Genomic DNA, 18,575 nt, shown 5'->3' on the forward strand with positions numbered 1-18,575 from the left:
ATACTACCCAGGTTGCAGTTGCGACTGACATTTGCATAAATCTTAAAAATTTTTTTGCAAAGAGTTTTGTATAAAATTTTCTAGTGCTTTTAAATTTGGTGCCATTAGTGCGATTGTTTGCTAAATTCTGCCTTTACAAAATTTTACTAGTAGATCATAAAAGATAACGCCATACAGATAGTGAACAAATGGGCTATAACGTAGAAAAAGGTAACAAAGAGCTACTAATTAAGATAAATTTTGCCCTAAATTAGCTTAGCAAAGAAGGAGCTTTAAGCGAAATTTCGCTTAAATACTTCGGCAAAGATATTTCTAAATAAGGAGAATCAATGAATTTTAAGCCCATTTTTGGCTTGATCGCAGGTGCTTTTTTAGCTTTAAATTTAAATGCTTCAACTATCAAAAAAGGCGAACTTATCGTCGCAACTGAAGGCACTTACTCACCTTACTCATTTTACGATGAAAAGGGCGAGCTAGTAGGATATGACGTAGATATTGCAAGAGCAGTAGCGCAAAAGCTAAAATTAAAAGTTGAGTTTCTAACAGCTCCTTGGGATGCGATGCTTGCGGCTTTTGATGCTGGTAAGGCCGATGTTGTATTTAATCAAGTTAGTATAAACGAAGATAGAAAGAAAAAGTATGGTATGAGCGTGCCTTACACTATGCCATATCCGGTAATTGTCGTGCATAAAGATAATAACGACATCAAAAGTTTTGCTGATCTAAAAGGCAAAAAGAGTGTACACTCTGCTACTAGCAACTGGGCAGCGATAGCCGAGAAAAACGGCGCAACAGTGGTCGTAGCTGATGGCTTTAGCAAAGGCGTGGAGCTTATCATCTCAAAAAGAGCTGATGATACGATAAACGATAACGTTACATTTTTTGACTACATCAAACAACGCCCAAATGCGCCACTAAAAATCGCATACACAAGCAACGAGCCGATGCCAACAGCTGCAATCGTTAAAAAAGGCAACACCGAGCTACTAGAAGCGATAAACAAAGCGCTTGATGAACTAAAAGCCGAGGGCAAGATAAGTGAAATTTCGATGAAATATTTTGGAAAAGATATTTCAAAATAAAGGATTAAAATGAAATTTACAAATTTATTAAAAGTAGTAGCTGTGCTTGCAATGGCTCTAAATTTACAAGCAAAAACTATAAAAGACGGCGTGCTAACAGTAGCAACTGAAGGCACTTACGCTCCTTTTACATTTTATAATGATAAAAATGAGCTAGTAGGATACGATGTAGATATCGCAAGAGCGGTAGCGCAAAAACTAAATTTAAAAGTTGAGTTTCTAACAGCTCCTTGGGATGCGATGCTAGCTGCATTTGACGCTGGTAAGGCCGATGTTGTATTTAATCAAGTAAGCATAACTGATGAGAGAAAGAAAAAATATGCTTTTTCAGTGCCTTATACTGTAACATTTGGTGCCATCATCACTAGAAAAGATAATAACGACATAAAAAGCTTTGCCGACCTAAAAGGCAAAAAAAATGCCGACTCAGCGACTAGCAACTGGGCAAAAGTCGCCGTAAAATACGGCGCTGAACACGTCGTAACAGATAGTTTTGCTAAAAGTATGGAGCTTCTTATATCAAGACGCGTAGATGCTGTCGTAAGAGACAACATCGTATTTTACGACTTCATAAAAGAGCGTCCAAACGCACCTGTAAAAATAGCTGCCTCACTTGATGAGAAAGACTACACAGCAGCAGCTGTTAAAAAAGACAACGCCGAACTTGCAGAGCAAATTTCAAATGCTTTAACTGAGCTTTCAAAAGAAGGCAAACTAGAAGCTATCTCAAAAAGCTACTTTGGCAAAGACGTCTCAAAATAAATTTATAAACCAACAAGGCAAAAATGGAAAATTTAGATAGAGTGATCGAGCTTGTTTCAAGCTCGACGCTACCGATGATCATTGCACTTTTAAAGGTGACGATCCCGCTTACATTGCTCTCGTTTTCGCTAGGGCTTGTCATCGCCATTATCACAGCAGTAGCGAGGCTTTCAAATATAAAAATTTTAAAATTTATATTTGCCACCTATGTTTGGATATTTCGCGGCACGCCACTTCTTGTGCAGCTTTTTATCGTATTTTACGGACTTCCTAGCATCGGCGTCACACTTGATACTTGGAGCGCTGCGACTATCGCATTTAGTCTAAACGTGGGCGCTTATGCCTCTGAATCCGTAAGAGCTGCCATTCTTTCTGTGCCAAAAGGTCAGTGGGAGGCTGCCACATCGCTTGGCATGACGCACTATCAAATTTTAAAGCGCATCATCGCACCTCAAGCGGTGAGGATCTCGTTGCCACCGCTTTCTAACACATTTATAGGCCTTGTTAAAGATACTTCACTAGCAGCTTCTATAACGATGGTAGATATGTTTATGGTCGCTCAAAGGATCGCAGCAAGGACCTTTGAGCCACTCATCCTCTACATCCTAGCAGCGCTCATCTATCTAGTGGTTTGCACACTCTTAACCTATCTTCAATCAAGGCTTGAAAAAGCTGTCTCAAGGTATGTCTAATGGCTATAAATTTTAAAAATATAAGCAAATCTTACGGCAATCATTTGGTGCTAGATAACATAAATACAAGCTTCAAAGAAGGACAAACGACCGTGATCGTTGGCTCATCTGGTTGTGGCAAATCAACACTTCTTAGATGCATAAATTTACTTGAGATCCCACAAAGTGGCACTTTGGAGGTAGATGACAGGAGTGTAAATTTTAAAGAGAAGCTTAGCTCAAAAAAGCTTTTAGAAATTCGTAAAAAAACAGGCATGGTCTTTCAAAACTTCAACCTCTTTCCACACCTAACAGCGCTTCAAAATGTCACTGAAGCTCCAATTTATGTTCAAAAAAGGGATAAAAACGAAGCGATAAAAGAAGCAAAAGAGCTTTTAGCCAAAGTGGGGCTTAGCCACAAAGAAGATACCTATCCAAATAGGCTCTCAGGCGGACAAGCACAGCGTGTAGCCATCGCTAGAGCACTGGCTATAAATCCATACTTTTTGCTACTTGACGAGCCTACAAGCGCGCTTGATCCAGAGCTTGAGGCTGAAGTTTTAAAGGTCATCTTATCTCTTGCAAAAGAGAAAAAGTCTATGATCATTGTCACTCATAATATGAATTTTGCTAGAAAGATAGCTGATAGAATTTTGTTTTTAGATAAAGGTGTGATCGCGTTTGATGGCTTAGTAGATGAGTTTTTCAATAGCCAAAACGAAAGAATAAAAAGCTTCATCTCAGCTATGGATATATGAAAATTTTAGCTAGAAAATCTAGCTAAAATTACATTAAGCAAAGTGAGGTTTTATCTGCTCGATCCAAGCTGAAATTCTACCCTCAGTTTTGTCACTTTGGTTATCAGCATCAAGTGCTAGGCCTACAAATTTTCCATTTCTTACAGCATCAGAGCCATCAAATGTATATCCATCAGTGCTAACCTCACCAACTACCTTTGCGCCAGCTTTTACGACCTCATCGTAAAGCTTTGCCATGCCGTTACAGTACTCATCAGAGTAGCTCTCGCTATCACCCATGCCAAAAACAGCGACTGTTTTTCCGCTTAGATTTAATGCTTTAAAGTCAAACGCGTCCCAGTCATCTTGAAGATCGCCACTACCCCAGGTTGATGTACCAAGGATGAGCTTATCAAAGCTATTTAGTTTCGCTGCGTCTACATCAGCAACGTTTAAAAGCTCGTTTTCAAGGCCTAGACCCTCACTTATAAGTTTTGCTGCATCTTCGGTATTTCCCATGCTGCTTCCATAAACTATACTTATCATTTTTATCCTTTTTAAAAAATTTTACTAATAATCGTATAAGGCACAAGCTTGATCAAACCTCTCGCATAACAGTGCCTAACCTCAACGTGTCGCCTAAATTCCTCATTTCTAGGAAAAACGATATAAACCATCTCGCACTCGCGACCAAGCACACCGACGGCTCTATCTATATCGTCGTTTAAATTTCTCATATCATCAAAGCTCACTTTTTTAAAGCTTGGCATGACACTGAGTAAATTTTTACCATCTTTTTTGACCGAAATGACACCGCCATTTAGAACAACCTCTTTGTCTTGATGGCGGAGGCGTATTTTATCATAAACAAATTGACAAAACATCTGTGCCGCATCCATGCAAAACTCAAATTTTCCACTTGCGTAAAGCATTTTTATCATCTTTGCAGCCACCATTTTTGGCTCTTTTGCTATAAATTTTATCTTTGAAAAGTCACCTTTTAAATAAGCATTTATGATGATATTTGATGAAATACAAAAGCGATCTGCTGGCTTAAAATTTAGACATTTCTCACGAAGTAGGAAATTTATCCTAGCCTCAAAAATTTCTTTGAAATTTAGAAATTTAGCGTAAGAAAGCGGAATTTTTAGCTCACTTTCTACACCAGAATTATAAAGTGCAATAAAAATTTTTGCACGTGAAAGCCTATCAAGCTTTGCAAAAATATTTGGAGTTATTTCGCCAATATCTGATAAAAGCCCGAATCTCATTGATTATTCTTTGCATCCAAATTCCTTATCTAGCCCAAAGACCTTGCAGTACTCGCAAAATACGCAGCTAACGCTTCTTTTTGCACAAACAATTGGAATATTTCTCTTTTTTGCTTGAGTTTTAATAGTCTTCATCGTGTTGTGGTTTAAAAAACTAGTTAGCATCACCACGCACTCAGTATCTTGAGGGATTGGCTTGCGATTTACGCGGTTTTCATTTCTAGCATCCCAGTGTTCTATCTTCTCAGCTCCCAAATCATGTAAAACTGCCTTGATAGGCGTTATCTCATCTGCACCGATAACTAAAACTGACATAATAAGCTCCTAAAATTTATTCATTTTCTGATAATGATTATAAGGAAGCTTAACTAAAATTTTTCTTAGTTATGATATTTATTATCACTTATATGTAGAAATTTGTAACGTTTTACTTAGATATTTAAACATCTAAACTCTTTTAATCTTAGATACTGCAAACAAAAATATGATAAGTCCGCTTGCGGCAAAAAAACTACCAACATTGCCGATATTTTGCTCGCCAAGATGAACTATCGTTTGATGCCCTATTAGCGCCCCTGCTCCGATGCCTATGTTATAAATAGCTGAAAATATCGCCATTGCAGCATCAGTAGCGTTTGAGGCTAAATTCAGCACTTTTATTTGAAAACTCATATTTACACCAGCTATGCCAAGCCCCCAAACAAAGGCCAAGACTAGCATTAAAACTTCATTTTTAGCAATAAAATTTAACACAAGCAAGCAACATAAAATAAGCATGATAGAAATTGCTGAAAATGCATTTGGAATAAGCTTATAAAATTTAGAGAAAAGCAGGCTTGCAACTACACCAGCAACACCAAATATAAGCAAGAATATTGTGATAAATTTTCCATCAAAGCCACTGATATCTTTTGCAAATGGCTCAATGTAGCTATAGGTGCTAAAATGCGCGCTTATGATAATTGCCGTTAGTAAAAATATGACCATTAAAAGGCCATTTCTTGCAAGCTCTGGCAAGCTTTTAAGCGAGCCTGAGTTTTTACTTGGCAGAAGTGGCAAAATTTTATATAGCCAAACTCCAACACCAACAGCAAAAATTCCGATCAGTCCAAAGGTCACACGCCAACCAAGTGCGTCACCTAAAATTCTTCCAAGTGGCAGACCAAGTATCATCGCTAGCGATGTACCAAGAGCTAGCAATCCAAGAGCTTGCGAGCTTTTATTTATCGGTGCTAACCTAACAGCAAGTGAAGCAGTGATAGCCCAAAAAATGGCATGGGCAATAGCTATCATTAACCGAGCAATAATTAAAATTTTAAAATTCCAAGCAAAGGCACAAAGCGTATGAGCTACAACAAATACGATAAAAACTTTTAAAAGAAGAGATCTTCGTTCTAAATTTGCAGTTAAAAGCATAAGCGGTAAAGAGAGTATAGTGACGCTCCACGCATAAATCGTGATGATAAGACCGGTATCAGCCGTGTTCATGTCAAAATCTTTTGCAATATCACTTAAAAGTGGCACTGGGACAAACTCAGTAGTGTTAAATATAAAAGCACAAAAAGCAAGAGCTATAACCCTTAAATAGGCTACCCTATGAACGCTTATCAAATTTTATCCTTAATTTTTTTCATTACGGTAATGGAATTTTGCTTAAAGTTAGTAATTTAAAAGGCAAAATTCTCAGAATTTATTAATGACATAGATTAATAGTAGATTTTGGAAACTATCTCTATAATAAAAGATTTTTAAAAATCGTAAGAAAATTTAAGGCGGAAAAATGGCTAAAATAATGAAAACTATGGACGGAAACGAGGCTGCGGCGCACGCGGCTTACGCATTTACGGAGGTTGCGGGCATCTATCCGATCACTCCTAGCTCGCCGATGGCTGATTACACCGATATGTGGGCGGCTCAGGGCAAGAAAAATCTATTCGGCATGCCGGTTAAGGTAGTCGAAATGCAAAGCGAAGGCGGAGCTGCGGGCACAGTGCACGGCTCGCTGCAAGTAGGCGCACTGACTACCACATACACAGCTTCGCAAGGGCTTTTGCTAAAAATCCCGAATATGTACAAAATCGCGGGCCAGCTACTACCCGGCGTCATCCATGTGAGCGCACGCTCTATCGCGGCTCAGGCGCTTTCTATCTTTGGTGACCATCAGGACATTTATGCCTGTCGCCAAACGGGCTTTGCGATGCTAGCAAGCGGCTCCGTGCAAGAGGTCATGGATATCGCCGGTGTCGCGCATTTAGCGGCGATCAAAGGTCGCGTGCCGTTTTTGCACTTTTTCGACGGATTTCGCACGAGCCATGAGATACAAAAGGTCGAAGTGCTTGACTACGCGCACTTTGATAGGCTTCTTGACCGCGAGGCGCTACAAAAATTTAGAGACGAGGCGCTAAGCCCCGAAAATCCGAAAACTCGCGGTACGGCTCAAAACGACGACATTTATTTTCAGACGCGCGAGCTAGCTAACCGCTACTACGACGCCGTGCCTGATATCGTGGCCGAGTATCTAAAAGAAATTTCAAATATCACGGGACGCGATTATCGTCCGTTTAATTATTACGGCGATCCGCACGCTACGCGCGTCGTGGTTGCGATGGGTTCGGTAACGCAAACTCTCGAAGAGGTCGTCGATCACCTGCGCGCAAAAGGCGAAAAAGTAGGCGTGCTAAAAGTGCATCTATACCGTCCGTTTAGCCTAAAATACCTCTTTGACGTGATGCCTGAAACGGTAGAAAAGATCGCCGTGCTAGACCGCACCAAAGAGCCCGGAAGCCTCGGCGAGCCGCTATATCTGGACGTCAAGGCGGCATTTTACGGATGCAAAAATCAGCCCGTGATCGTGGGCGGTCGCTACGGCCTAAGCTCAAAGGACGTCGATCCTGCGCAAATGCTAGCCGTCTTTGAAAATCTGAATTTAATCGAACCTAAAAACGGCTTTACCGTCGGTATCGAGGACGACGTGACCTTCACCTCGCTAAAAGTCGGCGAGAAAATTTCGCTAAGCGACGCAAGCGTGAAAGAGTGCCTATTTTACGGCCTTGGCGCGGACGGTACCGTTGGGGCGAATAAAAACTCCATCAAAATCATCGGCGATAAAACCGAGCTTTACGCGCAGGCGTATTTTGCCTACGACAGCAAAAAATCAGGCGGCTACACGCGCTCGCACCTGCGTTTCGGTAAAAATCCGATCCGCTCGACCTACCTCGTCTCAAATCCGCACTTCGTAGCCTGCTCTGTCGCGGCGTATCTTGAAATTTACGACGTCATAGACGGCATCCGCGAGGGCGGGACGTTCCTGCTAAACTCGATCTGGGACGCCGAGCAGACGGTCGCTAAACTGCCGAATAAAGTAAAGAAAATTTTAGCCGCCAAAAAGGTAAATTTCTACATCATCAACGCCACTAAGCTAGCTCACGAGATCGGGCTAAAAAACCGTACGAACACCATCATGCAGTCGGCGTTTTTTAAGCTAGCTGACATCATACCGTTTGTCGACGCGCAAAAATACATGAAAGAGTACGCGCACAAAGCCTACGCCAAAAAGGGCGAAGCGATCGTGGAGATGAACTACAAGGCCATCGACATGGGCGCGGACGGACTGGTTAAGGTCGCGGTCGACCCTAGCTGGACGATTTTAACGGATGATGCCGCTAACGAGGAAAAATACGTCGGCGACGAATTTATAGAAAAAATCGTCAAGCCTATCAACGCCGCCAGAGGCGATAGCCTGCCTGTTTCGGCGTTTGTCGGCTTTGAAGACGGACACTTTAAATCAGGCACTACGGTCTACGAAAAACGCGGTATCGGCGTGATGGTGCCTAAGTGGATCGAGGGAAATTGTATCCAGTGCAATCAGTGCGCCTTCGTCTGCCCGCACGCGGTGATCAGGCCGTTCCTTATCGACGAAAACGAGCTCGCCGCCGCTCCGCAAACCGTGCAAGATCACGTCCTAGACGCCAAAGGCAAAGAGGTAAAAGGGCTAAAATATAAAATCCAAGTTAGCCCGCTTGACTGCACGGGCTGTGAGCTGTGCGCTCAAATTTGCCCGAGCAAGGAAAAATCGCTCGTCATGGTGCCTCTTGCCGAGGAGATGGATAAAAACGAGCAGGAAAACGCCGATTATTTATTTAAAAAGGTAACCTACAAAGACGACCTGATGAGCAAAGATAGCGTCAAGGGCGTGGGATTTGCGCAGCCGTTATTTGAGTTTCACGGCGCGTGCCCCGGTTGCGGCGAGACGCCTTATATCGGGCTTGTTACGAGACTGTTCGGCGACCGTATGATCGTGGCAAACGCCACCGGATGCAGCTCGATCTACGGCGGTAGCGCGCCTTCGACGCCTTATACGACGAACAAAGAGGGCAAGGGCGTAGCGTGGGCGAATTCGCTCTTTGAGGATAACGCGGAGTTTGGCATGGGTATGAACGTCGCGGTAGAGACGCTGCGCCACCGTATCGAAGACGTCATGTTACGCACCAAAGACGCCGCGCCAAACGCCCTAGCCGCGCTATACTCCGACTGGATCGCGCATAAAAACGACGGCGAGAAAACGACGCAAATAGTTAAAATTTTAACGCCGATTTTGGAGCAAAATTTAGACGTAGAGGGTGTAAAAGAAATTTTAGAGCTAAAAAGATACCTCATCAAAAAATCCCAGTGGATCATCGGCGGCGACGGCTGGGCGTACGATATCGGCTTTGGCGGGCTTGACCACGTACTAGCTAGCGGCGAGAACGTAAACGTACTGGTGCTTGACACCGAAGTTTACTCAAACACTGGCGGTCAAAGCTCAAAATCAAGCCGCGCGGGTTCAATAGCGCAGTTTACCGCTAGCGGCAAGCCGATGCAGAAAAAAGATTTGGGCTACATCGCGATGACCTACGGAAACATCTTCGTAGCTCAAATCAACTCGAACGCGAGTCAAGCAAATACGATAAAAGCCATCGCCGCAGCCGAAGCCTACGACGGACCTAGTCTCGTGATCGCGTATTCGCCGTGTATCGCGCACGGTATAAAAGGCGGCATGGCCTACTCCGGAGGTCAAGGCGAGCTAGCGACTAAGTGCGGCTACTGGCCGACCTACGTCTACGATCCGCGCCTAATCAAAGAGGGCAAAAATCCGCTCAAAATGACCTCAAAAGAGCCAGATTGGTCGCTTTACGAGGAGTTTTTGCTAAACGAGGTTCGCTACAACTCGCTTAAGAAAACTAACCCACAGCACGCAGACGAGCTGTTGGCTAAAAACAAGGCCGATGCGCAAAGACGCTACCGCCAGCTAAAACGCCTAAGCTTAGCTGATTTTAGCGATGAGGTCGAGTCTAGCTCGCCTGAGATCGCCGAGGATATCTCTTCTGGAATAACAGCCGAGTAAGGCGCAAATTCTCCCACTTAAATTTATCATGTGGGAGAATTTTGTTTTTAGATAATTTCACTTAAAAAAAATTAAATAACCCACAAACAAAATAAGTAAGTTTCTAATCCTTAAAGTGAAATTAAGTCGTAAAAAGTCAAAATCGCATATCTTAAAATAAATAAAAAGGAGTAAAAATGCTTATTACTATAATTGTCGTTGTTATTGCCTTAGCGGCTTATATTATTAAAATATATAATAAACTACAATCAATGATGCAAAATATCAGAGAGAGCTTCGCAAATATCCAAGCTACGCTCAAAAAACGTTTAGATCTATCAAATCAAATAATAGATATAGCCAAAGATTATGCAAGTAGTGAACAAATGATTCAACTTGGTGTTTCTGGAAATGGAGTCGCAAAAGTAGCTGCTTTGGCTCAAGCCTTTCCGGAACTAAAGGCTAACGAAACATATCAAATGCTAATGTCGCAGTTAGAAAAAATCGAGAGTGAACTCCTAAATAAACGTGAAAGCTATAATGCTGAGGTGAAAAGCTATAATTCTTATAAAAACGCGTTCCCGCAAGTCCTAATAGCCTCAAAACTATCTTTTGAATCAGTCGCTTATTTTGACATTAATGATGAGGACTTTAGCGAAAATTTAAAAATATTTAAAAAAGATGATTCGGCTAGAATACAAGAAATTTTAAGTGACTCTAATAAGAAAATCACCGATATTGCAATGAATGCGAAAAAGATGATTAACGATAAAATTTCAAATAATCCAAATCAAAAAGAGTAACTTCTTATAAAATAATAAATGGTTTAAATGGCTAAAATTTTAAAAGAGATAGATGAATCAAATTAGTCCATTTAAACCGATTTTTGATAAAAACTCTAAAATTTTAATCCTTGGCTCCTTTCCCTCCGTTATTTCTCGTAAATTTGGCTTTTACTACGCAAATCCGCAAAATCGCTTTTGGCGGGTGCTGGCCGGGATTTTAAACGCTCCAACGCCTACTAGTACGGATGAAAAGATAAATTTTCTACTCGCTCACCGCATCGCTATCTACGATGCCGCGATCTCGTGCGAGATAAATGGATCGAGCGATGCTAAAATGACCGTCGTCGAGCCCGCAAATTTAGAGCCGATCTTCAAAACCGCAAATATCACGCAAGTCTACGCAAACGGCGGCAAGGCGTATGAAATCTGCGAAAAATATCTAAAAACTCAAATTTTAAACGCAACGGGCAAACCGCCCGTCAAACTACCCTCGACTAGCTCCGCAAACGCAAATTTTAGCTTTGAAAGGCTCGTGCAAGATTGGGCAGTCGTCGCAGAGGTGCTAAAAGACGGCTAAATTTGACGCGAATTCTAAAATTTAACTCATCCGAAATAATCGCGCCTTCACCTTAAATTTAATTTCAAATTTTAAAATTACCTAAATCAAACAAAGCAGGAGAACCATGAAAATCCTAAAATTTCTATTTTTACTTCCGCTTCTAGCCATCGGTGCGCAAGCTCTAGAGCCAAAAGTCGTAATGAAGCCCGAAGCTACCCTAAAAAACGGGCTTTACTACGTAAAAGGCAAGCTCTACGACGGTACGTTAAAGATGCTGCGTTACAGCGTCGAGGACCTATATGACGTAAATGCGATGGGCATGATCTATCCGAGGCTAAAACCTCTGCCGCCTACGCTCATACGCGAGATAGACGTGCAGGGCGGCACGGCGGTGCGATACAGGGACTATTTTGACGGCAGGGACAAACCCTCAAACGAATACCCCCTAAAAAACGGCGTTCGCGAGGGTATGGCGAAGCACTATCACGTAGATAGCGGTGCTCTGATGGGCGAGAGCGAATACAAAAATAACGTCCGCGACGGGCGCTACCGCCGCTACTATTTTGACGAGGGTGGCGCGTTAAAGCAGGAGGGCACCTACAAGGCAGACAAGCGAGAGGGCGTGTTTACCGACTATTACGTTAGCGGAGAGGTTAGCGCGCGTAGCCCGTACGCGGGCGGGCTTCGAAACGGCTAGAACGTCGACTACTACAAAAGCGGCAAGATCCGCGGCAAGCGAACGTATAAAGAGGGCAAGCGAGAGGGTGCGGAGACATGGTACTACGAAAGCGGCCCCGTGGAGAAGACGGGCGAATACAAAAACGACCGTAAACAAGGCGTTTGGAAGCGATTTTACGAAAACGGCAAAACGCGCGTGGTAGAAAATTACAAAGACGGCGAAAAGGACGGCATGACACGCGAATACCACCCGAGCGGCAAGCTACGAGGCGAATACGAGTACAAAGACGGCCGCCAAACGGGCGCGGGGTTGGACTACTACGAGAGCGGGGCGCTGGCGGCAAAAGTGATGTTTAAAAACGGGCACTATCACGGACTGTACGAGGAGTATCACGAAAACGGCAAGCTAAAAGCCAGAGTGATGTTTGAGGACGGGCTGGAGGTCGGCGAGGCGCGCCACTACTACGCAAACGGCAAACTAGAGGCCCATGGCGAGTTTGAGCGCGGCAGGCTCATCCGCGCAAAAAAATACGACGAAGCGGGCAAGCTAATCAGCGACAAGTCTGATAAAAACGGACTTCCGAGGGAGTAAATTTAGCTAAATTTATGCCTTTGCGGTTTAAATTCGCTCTTTAAATTTTAGCTTTTAGCCATAAATTTAACGTTTATATCGCTTTGGCGGGAAATCTGGCGCGCAAAGCTTAAAAAGCGCGAAGCGATGACAAAAGGCCAAGTAAAATCTGCGAAATTTTATAAATTTTACCGCGCGAAACGGCTACGCGCAAACGGTGCTTAAATTTCACGGCGCGAGATTAAAGCGCTAAAACGTAAAGCGGCGATGTCTGCGCGGCAAGGGGCGGGGTCTAGGCGAAATTTTGACGGCAAAACGCGGGTTTTGGCATTTGCTGGCGTAAAATAGAGGCGGTTTGGGCGTCAAGCTAGCATTTAAAAGACGCCGAAGCGACTCTGGCAAAGTGTGCCAAAAACGTAGGCGCAAGACTTGCAGACGCGAACGGGTAAAATTTGCAGGCGATTTTACCTTGCAAAAAATAAAACTTTGCCAAACCGAAAAGCCGTAAATTTAATTCGCCCGCGCGAAGTAATCAAAATGCCGCTTTTAGCCGATAAAATTTACACGCAAATTTAGGCCGCTAGCGCGCTAAAATTTGACCACATTTTCGTCGCAGGCTAAAAAATTTATGCGGTTAATTTATGCTCGTTATTTTAGGCGGTTGCAGCCGAATTTAATGCTGCGGACGAAATTTAAATTTATAGCAAATTTAATTTAAAACCGTAAAATCGCCGAAATTTAAGGAGAAAATATGAAAAAAATCGGCCTAATCGGCGGGATGAGTTTTGAGTCTACGATAACGTATTACGAGCAAATAAATCGCAAAATAAACGAGCGCTTGGGCGGCCTTAGCAGCGCGGAGATACTGCTAAGCAGTGTAAATTTCGAGGAGATCGAGGCCTGCCAGCGCGAAAACAGATGGGAGGACGCGGGCGAAATTTTGGCGCGGCATGCTAAGATTTTACAATGCGGCGGGGCGGATTTTATCTTCATCTGCACAAACACGATGCACAGGTGCTTTGACACCGTGCAAAGCGCCGTTAGCGTGCCCGTAGCGCACATCGCGGACACCACGCTAAAAGCGCTAAAAAACGCAGGCGTCGCCAAGGTAGGGCTGCTCGGCACCGTTTATACGATGACGCAGGATTTTTACAAAAGTCGGCTGATAGAGGGCGGCGCGGAGGTGCTTTTGCCAAGCGCAGGGGATATGGCGGAAGTAAATCGCGTCATCTTTGAGGAGCTTTGCTACGGCAAAATCGCGCCTAGCTCAAGGGCCAATTTCTTGCGCATCATCGAGGATTTTAGGTCGTGCGGCGCGCAAGGAGCGATACTTGGCTGCACCGAGATAGGCATGCTGGTATCGCAGGCGGATACAGATATGCGACTTTTTGATACGACGCAGATACACATTGACGCGGCGGTTGAGGCGGCGTTGTCTATGCTTAATCAAAACGGTCGCTAGACGAAGGAAATGACTTAGCCGAGCGGTAAGCAAGGTTGTTTAATAAAATCCACTAATTTTAGTTGCTTGCTAAAAATTTTACCGCTTCATAAGCGTTTTGAAAGATTAAATCCGAATGCTCTTTTAGACTTTGCGCATCCGCGTATCCGCATCCGCAAGTTAGGCCGATACCTTTGATACCAGCGTTCTTTGCCGCCATTAGATCCATCTGCGTATCGCCTATCATAAATGCGTTTCGCTTATCTTTTCCAAGTTTTGCGAGAGCTAAATTTACGGGCTCCGCGTTAGGTTTTGGATTTAGCACGTCGTCGCGGCCTACCACCACTTTTATAAAATTTAAGACCCCTAAATTTTCAAGCAAAATCTCCGAAAATTTCGACGTTTTCGTAGTAACTACGCCGACGTCGGCAATGCTAGATGCCAAACCTACGGTGTCTTTTGCAAACGGCAAAATCGAAGCCGAAGGGGAGTTTGTGCGCGGCAGGCTCATTCGCGCCAAAAAATACGACGAATCGGGTAAGCTAATCAGCGACAAGTCTGATAAAAACGGACTTCCGAGGGAGTAAATACTAAAATAAGTTGCTACTAGCATCATTTGAATTTTTACCAAACCAAATATTTATGTCCTTTTGTATTTTGAATATTTTAATTAGCTTTAAATCACACTACAATAGTCGCACTTAATATTAAAATTTTTATATTTATCTTTTGCATCTTAGTCATAAAAGCAGCAATCTCATTTATAAAATCATCAAAAAAGCATTAAAACCACTGGGCGAAGATAGTTTTATCGAGCTTATGATAGACAAACACTGGATAGAAAGCGATGTACGAGAAAATAAAGCTGGTGGAGCATTTTTTGTGAGTTTGCCAAAATTTAAGCAACCAAGAATTTTTACCACATATATGAACACTCTTTCGCACTTAATCCAGCAAGCTCATGAGCTTGGGCATGCTTGGCACTACTACTTGATGCGTGATCTTCCAGTTTTAAGCGCAAATTTTCCAATGAGCTTAGCCGAGAGTGCGAGTACATTTAATGAGACTCTTTTACGAAATGAGCTAAAAAAAGATGACTCACTTAGGGTAGAAATTTTATGGCAGGAGCTAAAAAGCGCTGCAAATTTTTTACTTCATATAAGCGTTAGATATGAGTTTGAGACTGGTTTTATAAAGCTGCGACAACAAGGTCAAGTCAGTAAAAAAGATGCAAGCGATCTTTTAAAACAAGCTTGGGATAAATTTTATAAAGACAGCACGAGCGATGTTGAAGAATTTTTGCCATATTTTAAGCCACATTTTTATAAAACAGATAACTATATCTACAACTATCCTTATAGCGTCGGCTATCTGCTATCACAATTTTTTCTAAGTGAGTTTAAAAAAGATGAAGCAAATTTTTGCAAAATTTATAAACAATTTTTAATAGAGTGTGGCACAAAAAGCGTGGAAGAGCTAATGAAAAAACACTTTAAAAAAGATACGACAAAGTGCGAATTTTGGCTGATTGGCATAGATGAAGCGCTAAAAAATTTAGATGAGTTTAAAAAAGTAGTGGCTGTATAAATTTACTAGTTACCTTAAACGTTTTATTTTTTTTCGAGAAATTTTATAAATTTTTGATGGAGAATCTTCGAAAAAATGATCATCTACTATTTCATCAGCCACGCTCATAGCCCAAGCTTCATTAAAATTTTGTCCATTTTTGTTTGCACTGCTTGAATAAAGCCAGTCAAATTTAGCTAAAAATTTTTCGTGCTCGCACTCTTTTACGACTCTAATAGCCTTTAAATTTGGATACAAAAATGTAGCTTTTCTTGAACGGCGTATAAAATTTTTATATTTTTTTGGCACTCTAACAAGCTCATTTAAAACGCTAAATTTTGCCGTTGTGATAAGGCAAGGTTTATTCTCATCACGCATTTTGGCCTTATTTATCTCTTGATAATCTTTACTCAAAAAACCAGCTGTCGTATCGGTTTGTGCTAGAAATATCATAATTTTTCTCTTTTTGATAGTAAAAATATACAAGAGATTATTAGAGTAAAACCTAAAAAATCCCAAAATACAAATTTTGTTCCAAGCCAAAAATAGCCAAAGAAGGCCGCACTTAGTGGCTCTATGCAGGCTAATAAACTAGCTTTTGCTGCGCCTATTAGCTTAACACCTATCATATAAAAGCTAAATGCAAAAATGGTGCCAAGCGTAATAACAGCAATAAATGCCAGCCATTGATTTATACCGTTAAGCCCAGCAAAATCCCAAACTCTCATATAGCAAGCAAGCACTACCCCACCCATAACCATACCCCAGCCAAGTGTGAGAGTGACTGAATATTTCGCATTTAGCCTTGCTGGAGCAAGATTATAAACACAAACGCAAATAGCGCTAACTAAGCACCAAAACAAGGCCTTTGGCGAAATGACAAGAGATGAAATTTGAGCATGTGTGCTCAGGAAAAATACGCCAAGCATAGCACATGCTAAAGCTAAAATTTCAGCTTTTTTTGGAGTTCTTTTTTCTTTCAAACAGAGTATTATTAGTATTAAGGCTGGAGCAGTGTATTGAATGACCGTTGCCACTGCGGCATTTGAAAGCTCAATGGAGTAAAAATAAGCGTACTGCGTCATCATAAGCCCAAGCAGGGCATAGACTAAAAACTCACCAAGTAGCTTTATATCTTTAATCGGAGCAAAAACGGCACTTGGTTCTTTAAAAGCATAAAAAATCACAATAACAATGCCAGCTAGCATCAGTCTATATGGCACCAAAAAATCAGAATTTATACCAAGTGAAAATAGATATTGCCCACAAACCCCACTAAATCCCCAAAGGATACCGCCAACTAAAGTAAGGAGTATCCCAAGACGATGAGTATTCATTAATTATCTGTCTTTATGAAGCTGTGCATCTTTGCCATAATGCGGCGAATATGGTCCATAAAGTATGCAGTTATGGCAATCTCTTGAAAATAAATAAGCATCTGCCATCACTGCTAGATCGTATGATCTATCTGAGATGGTATTTGCCACCTGTGAGATGACAGCTGAGACTAACATACCAAGTAGGCTACTTTGGCCGCTGCTGCTATCTTCTGCTGCCATAGCACTGCCTTGCCAAAGAGTAGCGTCGCTTTTTATATCAATAAGCTTTGCTTCAAGGACAACCTTTGTTGAGCTTGAGATGACTGCATAGCTCGTACCATAATCTTTTATATTGATGTAAAGCACACTATCTGCATGAAAAATTTTATCGAGCTTATTTAGTGGCACGGCTGCGATCTCGCTTGGCTCGGTTATACCATTTAGCTTAAAGGTATCATTTACAAGAGCTACTGGAAATACATAGTATCCTGCCTCACTTAGTGGTGCGACTGCATTTGCTAAAACAGCAGCCGGGCCTGAAATTTCTGTACTATCGTTTGTTGGCATAAGCACTAAGATAGAGTGAGGTCTTTTTTGTAAAAATTCTGAGTAGTCATACGGCTCGGGCTCTTTTATAGAACAGCCTGTAAAAAATATCGCCAAAAATGCTATAGCTATAAATTTAAGGCTATTTTTCATTATTTACTCCCTCTTTTTGCTCTGCTTTTTTTGGAGTTAAATTTTTAGAGCCTTTGATAAAATTTATATACTCCCTTGACTCTGGGAAATTTTCTACTTCTTTGTCAAAATTTGCACTTGCGGCACCTAAATTTCCATTATTTAGATACAAAAGTCCAAGGTGCGCATATACTCCAGGGGCGATCTTGTAGCCATTTTGTGCCGAGATCTGTACTAAATTTTCTAAGCGCGAAATTTGTTCGCTTGTATCGCCCTCTTCGTTTAAATAGCTGTATAGCGAGCTACTATATGATCCATCCCAATAATAAAGCGATCTTGGGCCGTTTGAATGACCGCAACCCGCTAAAAATAGCACAAAAAACGCGAGGCCGGCAAGCTTTATTTTACTTGCCATGCTCCACTTTCTATGCCATTTACTAGATTATTTACCGCTTCAATAATAGCTAGACTTAAAACCTTGCCATTTAGCGTAGAGTCGTATCCTGCTGTGCCACCAAAGCCGATGATTTCTCTGTTTGAAAGGGTATATTCGCCAGCACCGCTAACCGAATAGACAACCTCAGCTGTTTTGGTATCAACGATATTTAAATTTACCTTTGAATAGGCAGTTTGTTGCTTACCTTTGCCAAGTATGCCAAATAACTGATGATCGCCTGTTGTCTTGCGACCAAACTCTGTCACATCACCAGTGATCACGTATCGTGAGCCTTTTAAATTTTGAGTGGTTTTGCTTAGCTCGCTCTCTTGTTTGATCACTTTCATATTTGATCTATCAAGCACCAAAAATCTGCCACTTTGCTGTAAATTTGTGATCAAAATGCTTTGAGCTTGGTTGCCAAGCCTATCTTCGCCATCAGCAAATACACCATTTTGGTAAGCTGATTGATTATTAAATCGACCTATCGAAACTGAAATTTTTTGACCATTGTAAACTGTGCCGTAGCTTGCTACTTTTGGAGTCTCAACAACCCTTGAGCTCTCACTCGCACATCCAGCAAAAAGAGCTGCCGTAAGCAAAACTGCACCAAATTTAAATACATTTTTCATTTTTTATCCTTTGCGACAAAATCGC

At 41.9% G+C, this 18,575-nt stretch carries 21 protein-coding genes; 11 read left to right on the plus strand and 10 right to left on the minus strand.

Annotated features, from left to right (window positions below):
* Positions 1-329 precede the first annotated feature (329 nt).
* Genes CYP51_RS01790 through CYP51_RS01805 form a run of 4 tightly spaced genes read left to right on the plus strand, consistent with a single transcriptional unit; the run spans position 330 to position 3,273 of the window.
* The gene (locus CYP51_RS01790; RefSeq protein WP_103624134.1) at positions 330-1,082 is read left to right on the plus strand and encodes an amino acid ABC transporter substrate-binding protein; all 753 of its coding nucleotides are present in this window, start codon (positions 330-332) and stop codon (positions 1,080-1,082) included.
* A gap of 9 nt (positions 1,083-1,091) precedes the next feature.
* The gene (locus CYP51_RS01795) at positions 1,092-1,844 is read left to right on the plus strand and encodes an amino acid ABC transporter substrate-binding protein (protein WP_072594557.1); all 753 of its coding nucleotides are present in this window, start codon (positions 1,092-1,094) and stop codon (positions 1,842-1,844) included.
* 23 nt (positions 1,845-1,867) lie between these two features.
* Complete coding sequence (locus CYP51_RS01800) at positions 1,868-2,536, plus strand: amino acid ABC transporter permease (RefSeq protein ID WP_021089366.1); 669 nt, start codon at positions 1,868-1,870, stop codon at positions 2,534-2,536.
* The gene (locus CYP51_RS01805) at positions 2,536-3,273 is read left to right on the plus strand and encodes an amino acid ABC transporter ATP-binding protein (RefSeq protein ID WP_103624135.1); all 738 of its coding nucleotides are present in this window, start codon (positions 2,536-2,538) and stop codon (positions 3,271-3,273) included. The genes CYP51_RS01800 and CYP51_RS01805 overlap by 1 nt, the downstream gene beginning before the upstream one ends.
* Before the next feature lie 33 nt (positions 3,274-3,306).
* On the opposite strand, the gene fldA is transcribed toward CYP51_RS01805, so the two are convergent.
* The 4 genes from fldA to CYP51_RS01825 form a co-directional block, all read right to left on the minus strand.
* A complete protein-coding gene (gene fldA / locus CYP51_RS01810; RefSeq protein ID WP_103624136.1) occupies positions 3,307-3,798 on the minus strand; it encodes a flavodoxin FldA in 492 nt (163 codons plus the stop codon).
* An 11-nt stretch (positions 3,799-3,809) separates the two neighbouring features.
* Positions 3,810-4,523, minus strand: coding sequence for a UDP-N-acetylmuramate--alanine ligase (locus tag CYP51_RS01815; RefSeq protein WP_103624137.1), 714 nt, complete (start codon positions 4,521-4,523; stop codon positions 3,810-3,812).
* A 3-nt stretch (positions 4,524-4,526) separates the two neighbouring features.
* On the minus strand, positions 4,527-4,838 hold the full coding sequence (locus CYP51_RS01820; RefSeq protein ID WP_002939277.1) for a DUF2325 domain-containing protein: 312 nt from the start codon (positions 4,836-4,838) through the stop codon (positions 4,527-4,529).
* A 132-nt stretch (positions 4,839-4,970) separates the two neighbouring features.
* Complete coding sequence (locus CYP51_RS01825) at positions 4,971-6,134, minus strand: sugar transporter (protein ID WP_103624138.1); 1,164 nt, start codon at positions 6,132-6,134, stop codon at positions 4,971-4,973.
* Between the two features lie 169 nt (positions 6,135-6,303).
* Between CYP51_RS01825 and nifJ the strand changes: the two genes are divergently transcribed.
* The 6 genes from nifJ to CYP51_RS01850 all read left to right on the plus strand — a co-directional run bounded on the left by nifJ (position 6,304) and on the right by CYP51_RS01850 (position 13,940).
* On the plus strand, positions 6,304-9,906 hold the full coding sequence (gene nifJ / locus CYP51_RS01830; RefSeq protein WP_103624139.1) for a pyruvate:ferredoxin (flavodoxin) oxidoreductase: 3,603 nt from the start codon (positions 6,304-6,306) through the stop codon (positions 9,904-9,906).
* A 176-nt stretch (positions 9,907-10,082) separates the two neighbouring features.
* On the plus strand, positions 10,083-10,688 hold the full coding sequence (locus CYP51_RS01835) for a LemA family protein (protein ID WP_103624140.1): 606 nt from the start codon (positions 10,083-10,085) through the stop codon (positions 10,686-10,688).
* 52 nt (positions 10,689-10,740) lie between these two features.
* On the plus strand, positions 10,741-11,247 hold the full coding sequence (locus CYP51_RS01840; protein WP_103624141.1) for a DNA-deoxyinosine glycosylase: 507 nt from the start codon (positions 10,741-10,743) through the stop codon (positions 11,245-11,247).
* Between the two features lie 106 nt (positions 11,248-11,353).
* Positions 11,354-11,926, plus strand: coding sequence for a toxin-antitoxin system YwqK family antitoxin (locus tag CYP51_RS09955; RefSeq protein ID WP_258032764.1), 573 nt, complete (start codon positions 11,354-11,356; stop codon positions 11,924-11,926).
* A gap of 27 nt (positions 11,927-11,953) precedes the next feature.
* Entirely contained in the window at positions 11,954-12,499 is a 546-nt protein-coding gene (locus tag CYP51_RS09960; protein ID WP_258032769.1) for a toxin-antitoxin system YwqK family antitoxin, read from the plus strand.
* A gap of 730 nt (positions 12,500-13,229) precedes the next feature.
* Positions 13,230-13,940, plus strand: a complete 711-nt coding sequence (locus CYP51_RS01850) for an aspartate/glutamate racemase family protein (protein ID WP_103624142.1) — start codon at positions 13,230-13,232, stop codon at positions 13,938-13,940.
* A gap of 58 nt (positions 13,941-13,998) precedes the next feature.
* On the opposite strand, the gene CYP51_RS01855 is transcribed toward CYP51_RS01850, so the two are convergent.
* The gene (locus CYP51_RS01855; RefSeq protein ID WP_258032765.1) at positions 13,999-14,430 is read right to left on the minus strand and encodes an HAD family hydrolase; all 432 of its coding nucleotides are present in this window, start codon (positions 14,428-14,430) and stop codon (positions 13,999-14,001) included.
* A 308-nt stretch (positions 14,431-14,738) separates the two neighbouring features.
* On the opposite strand from CYP51_RS01855, the gene CYP51_RS01860 reads away from it, so the two are divergent.
* Positions 14,739-15,506, plus strand: a complete 768-nt coding sequence (locus CYP51_RS01860; protein WP_103624198.1) for a M3 family metallopeptidase — start codon at positions 14,739-14,741, stop codon at positions 15,504-15,506.
* A 9-nt stretch (positions 15,507-15,515) separates the two neighbouring features.
* On the opposite strand, the gene CYP51_RS01865 is transcribed toward CYP51_RS01860, so the two are convergent.
* Genes CYP51_RS01865 through CYP51_RS01885 form a run of 5 tightly spaced genes read right to left on the minus strand, consistent with a single transcriptional unit; the run spans position 15,516 to position 18,550 of the window.
* Positions 15,516-15,938 (minus strand): Sua5 YciO YrdC YwlC family protein, encoded by a 423-nt coding sequence (locus CYP51_RS01865; RefSeq protein ID WP_103624144.1) that lies wholly within the window; start codon positions 15,936-15,938, stop codon positions 15,516-15,518.
* Positions 15,935-16,822: a DMT family transporter gene (locus CYP51_RS01870; protein ID WP_103624145.1), complete on the minus strand. Its 888-nt coding sequence runs from the start codon at positions 16,820-16,822 to the stop codon at positions 15,935-15,937. The genes CYP51_RS01865 and CYP51_RS01870 overlap by 4 nt, the downstream gene beginning before the upstream one ends.
* Before the next feature lie 3 nt (positions 16,823-16,825).
* Complete coding sequence (locus tag CYP51_RS01875) at positions 16,826-17,503, minus strand: DUF799 domain-containing protein (protein WP_103624146.1); 678 nt, start codon at positions 17,501-17,503, stop codon at positions 16,826-16,828.
* Positions 17,493-17,897, minus strand: coding sequence for a DUF4810 domain-containing protein (locus CYP51_RS01880; protein WP_103624147.1), 405 nt, complete (start codon positions 17,895-17,897; stop codon positions 17,493-17,495). The genes CYP51_RS01875 and CYP51_RS01880 overlap by 11 nt, the downstream gene beginning before the upstream one ends.
* Positions 17,882-18,550, minus strand: coding sequence for a CsgG/HfaB family protein (locus CYP51_RS01885; protein WP_103624148.1), 669 nt, complete (start codon positions 18,548-18,550; stop codon positions 17,882-17,884). Before CYP51_RS01885 ends, CYP51_RS01880 begins: the two co-directional genes overlap by 16 nt.
* Between the last annotated feature and the right edge of the window lie 25 nt (positions 18,551-18,575).

Origin of the sequence: Campylobacter concisus (assembly GCF_002912895.1) — a bacterium.
Lineage (GTDB): Bacteria > Campylobacterota > Campylobacteria > Campylobacterales > Campylobacteraceae > Campylobacter_A > Campylobacter_A concisus_G.

Coding starts and splice junctions, on each gene's coding strand:
- CYP51_RS01790 (WP_103624134.1), top strand. CDS start 330: ATGAATTTTAAGCCCATTTTTGGCTTGATCGCAGGTGCTTTTTTAGCT.
- CYP51_RS01795 (WP_072594557.1), top strand. CDS start 1,092: ATGAAATTTACAAATTTATTAAAAGTAGTAGCTGTGCTTGCAATGGCT.
- CYP51_RS01800 (WP_021089366.1), top strand. CDS start 1,868: ATGGAAAATTTAGATAGAGTGATCGAGCTTGTTTCAAGCTCGACGCTA.
- CYP51_RS01805 (WP_103624135.1), top strand. CDS start 2,536: ATGGCTATAAATTTTAAAAATATAAGCAAATCTTACGGCAATCATTTG.
- fldA (WP_103624136.1), bottom strand. CDS start 3,798: ATGATAAGTATAGTTTATGGAAGCAGCATGGGAAATACCGAAGATGCA.
- CYP51_RS01815 (WP_103624137.1), bottom strand. CDS start 4,523: ATGAGATTCGGGCTTTTATCAGATATTGGCGAAATAACTCCAAATATT.
- CYP51_RS01820 (WP_002939277.1), bottom strand. CDS start 4,838: ATGTCAGTTTTAGTTATCGGTGCAGATGAGATAACGCCTATCAAGGCA.
- nifJ (WP_103624139.1), top strand. CDS start 6,304: ATGGCTAAAATAATGAAAACTATGGACGGAAACGAGGCTGCGGCGCAC.
- CYP51_RS01835 (WP_103624140.1), top strand. CDS start 10,083: ATGCTTATTACTATAATTGTCGTTGTTATTGCCTTAGCGGCTTATATT.
- CYP51_RS01840 (WP_103624141.1), top strand. CDS start 10,741: ATGAATCAAATTAGTCCATTTAAACCGATTTTTGATAAAAACTCTAAA.
- CYP51_RS09955 (WP_258032764.1), top strand. CDS start 11,354: ATGAAAATCCTAAAATTTCTATTTTTACTTCCGCTTCTAGCCATCGGT.
- CYP51_RS01850 (WP_103624142.1), top strand. CDS start 13,230: ATGAAAAAAATCGGCCTAATCGGCGGGATGAGTTTTGAGTCTACGATA.
- CYP51_RS01855 (WP_258032765.1), bottom strand. CDS start 14,430: ATGAGCCTGCCGCGCACAAACTCCCCTTCGGCTTCGATTTTGCCGTTT.
- CYP51_RS01860 (WP_103624198.1), top strand. CDS start 14,739: ATGATAGACAAACACTGGATAGAAAGCGATGTACGAGAAAATAAAGCT.
- CYP51_RS01865 (WP_103624144.1), bottom strand. CDS start 15,938: ATGATATTTCTAGCACAAACCGATACGACAGCTGGTTTTTTGAGTAAA.
- CYP51_RS01870 (WP_103624145.1), bottom strand. CDS start 16,822: ATGAATACTCATCGTCTTGGGATACTCCTTACTTTAGTTGGCGGTATC.
- CYP51_RS01875 (WP_103624146.1), bottom strand. CDS start 17,503: ATGAAAAATAGCCTTAAATTTATAGCTATAGCATTTTTGGCGATATTT.
- CYP51_RS01880 (WP_103624147.1), bottom strand. CDS start 17,897: ATGGCAAGTAAAATAAAGCTTGCCGGCCTCGCGTTTTTTGTGCTATTT.
- CYP51_RS01885 (WP_103624148.1), bottom strand. CDS start 18,550: ATGAAAAATGTATTTAAATTTGGTGCAGTTTTGCTTACGGCAGCTCTT.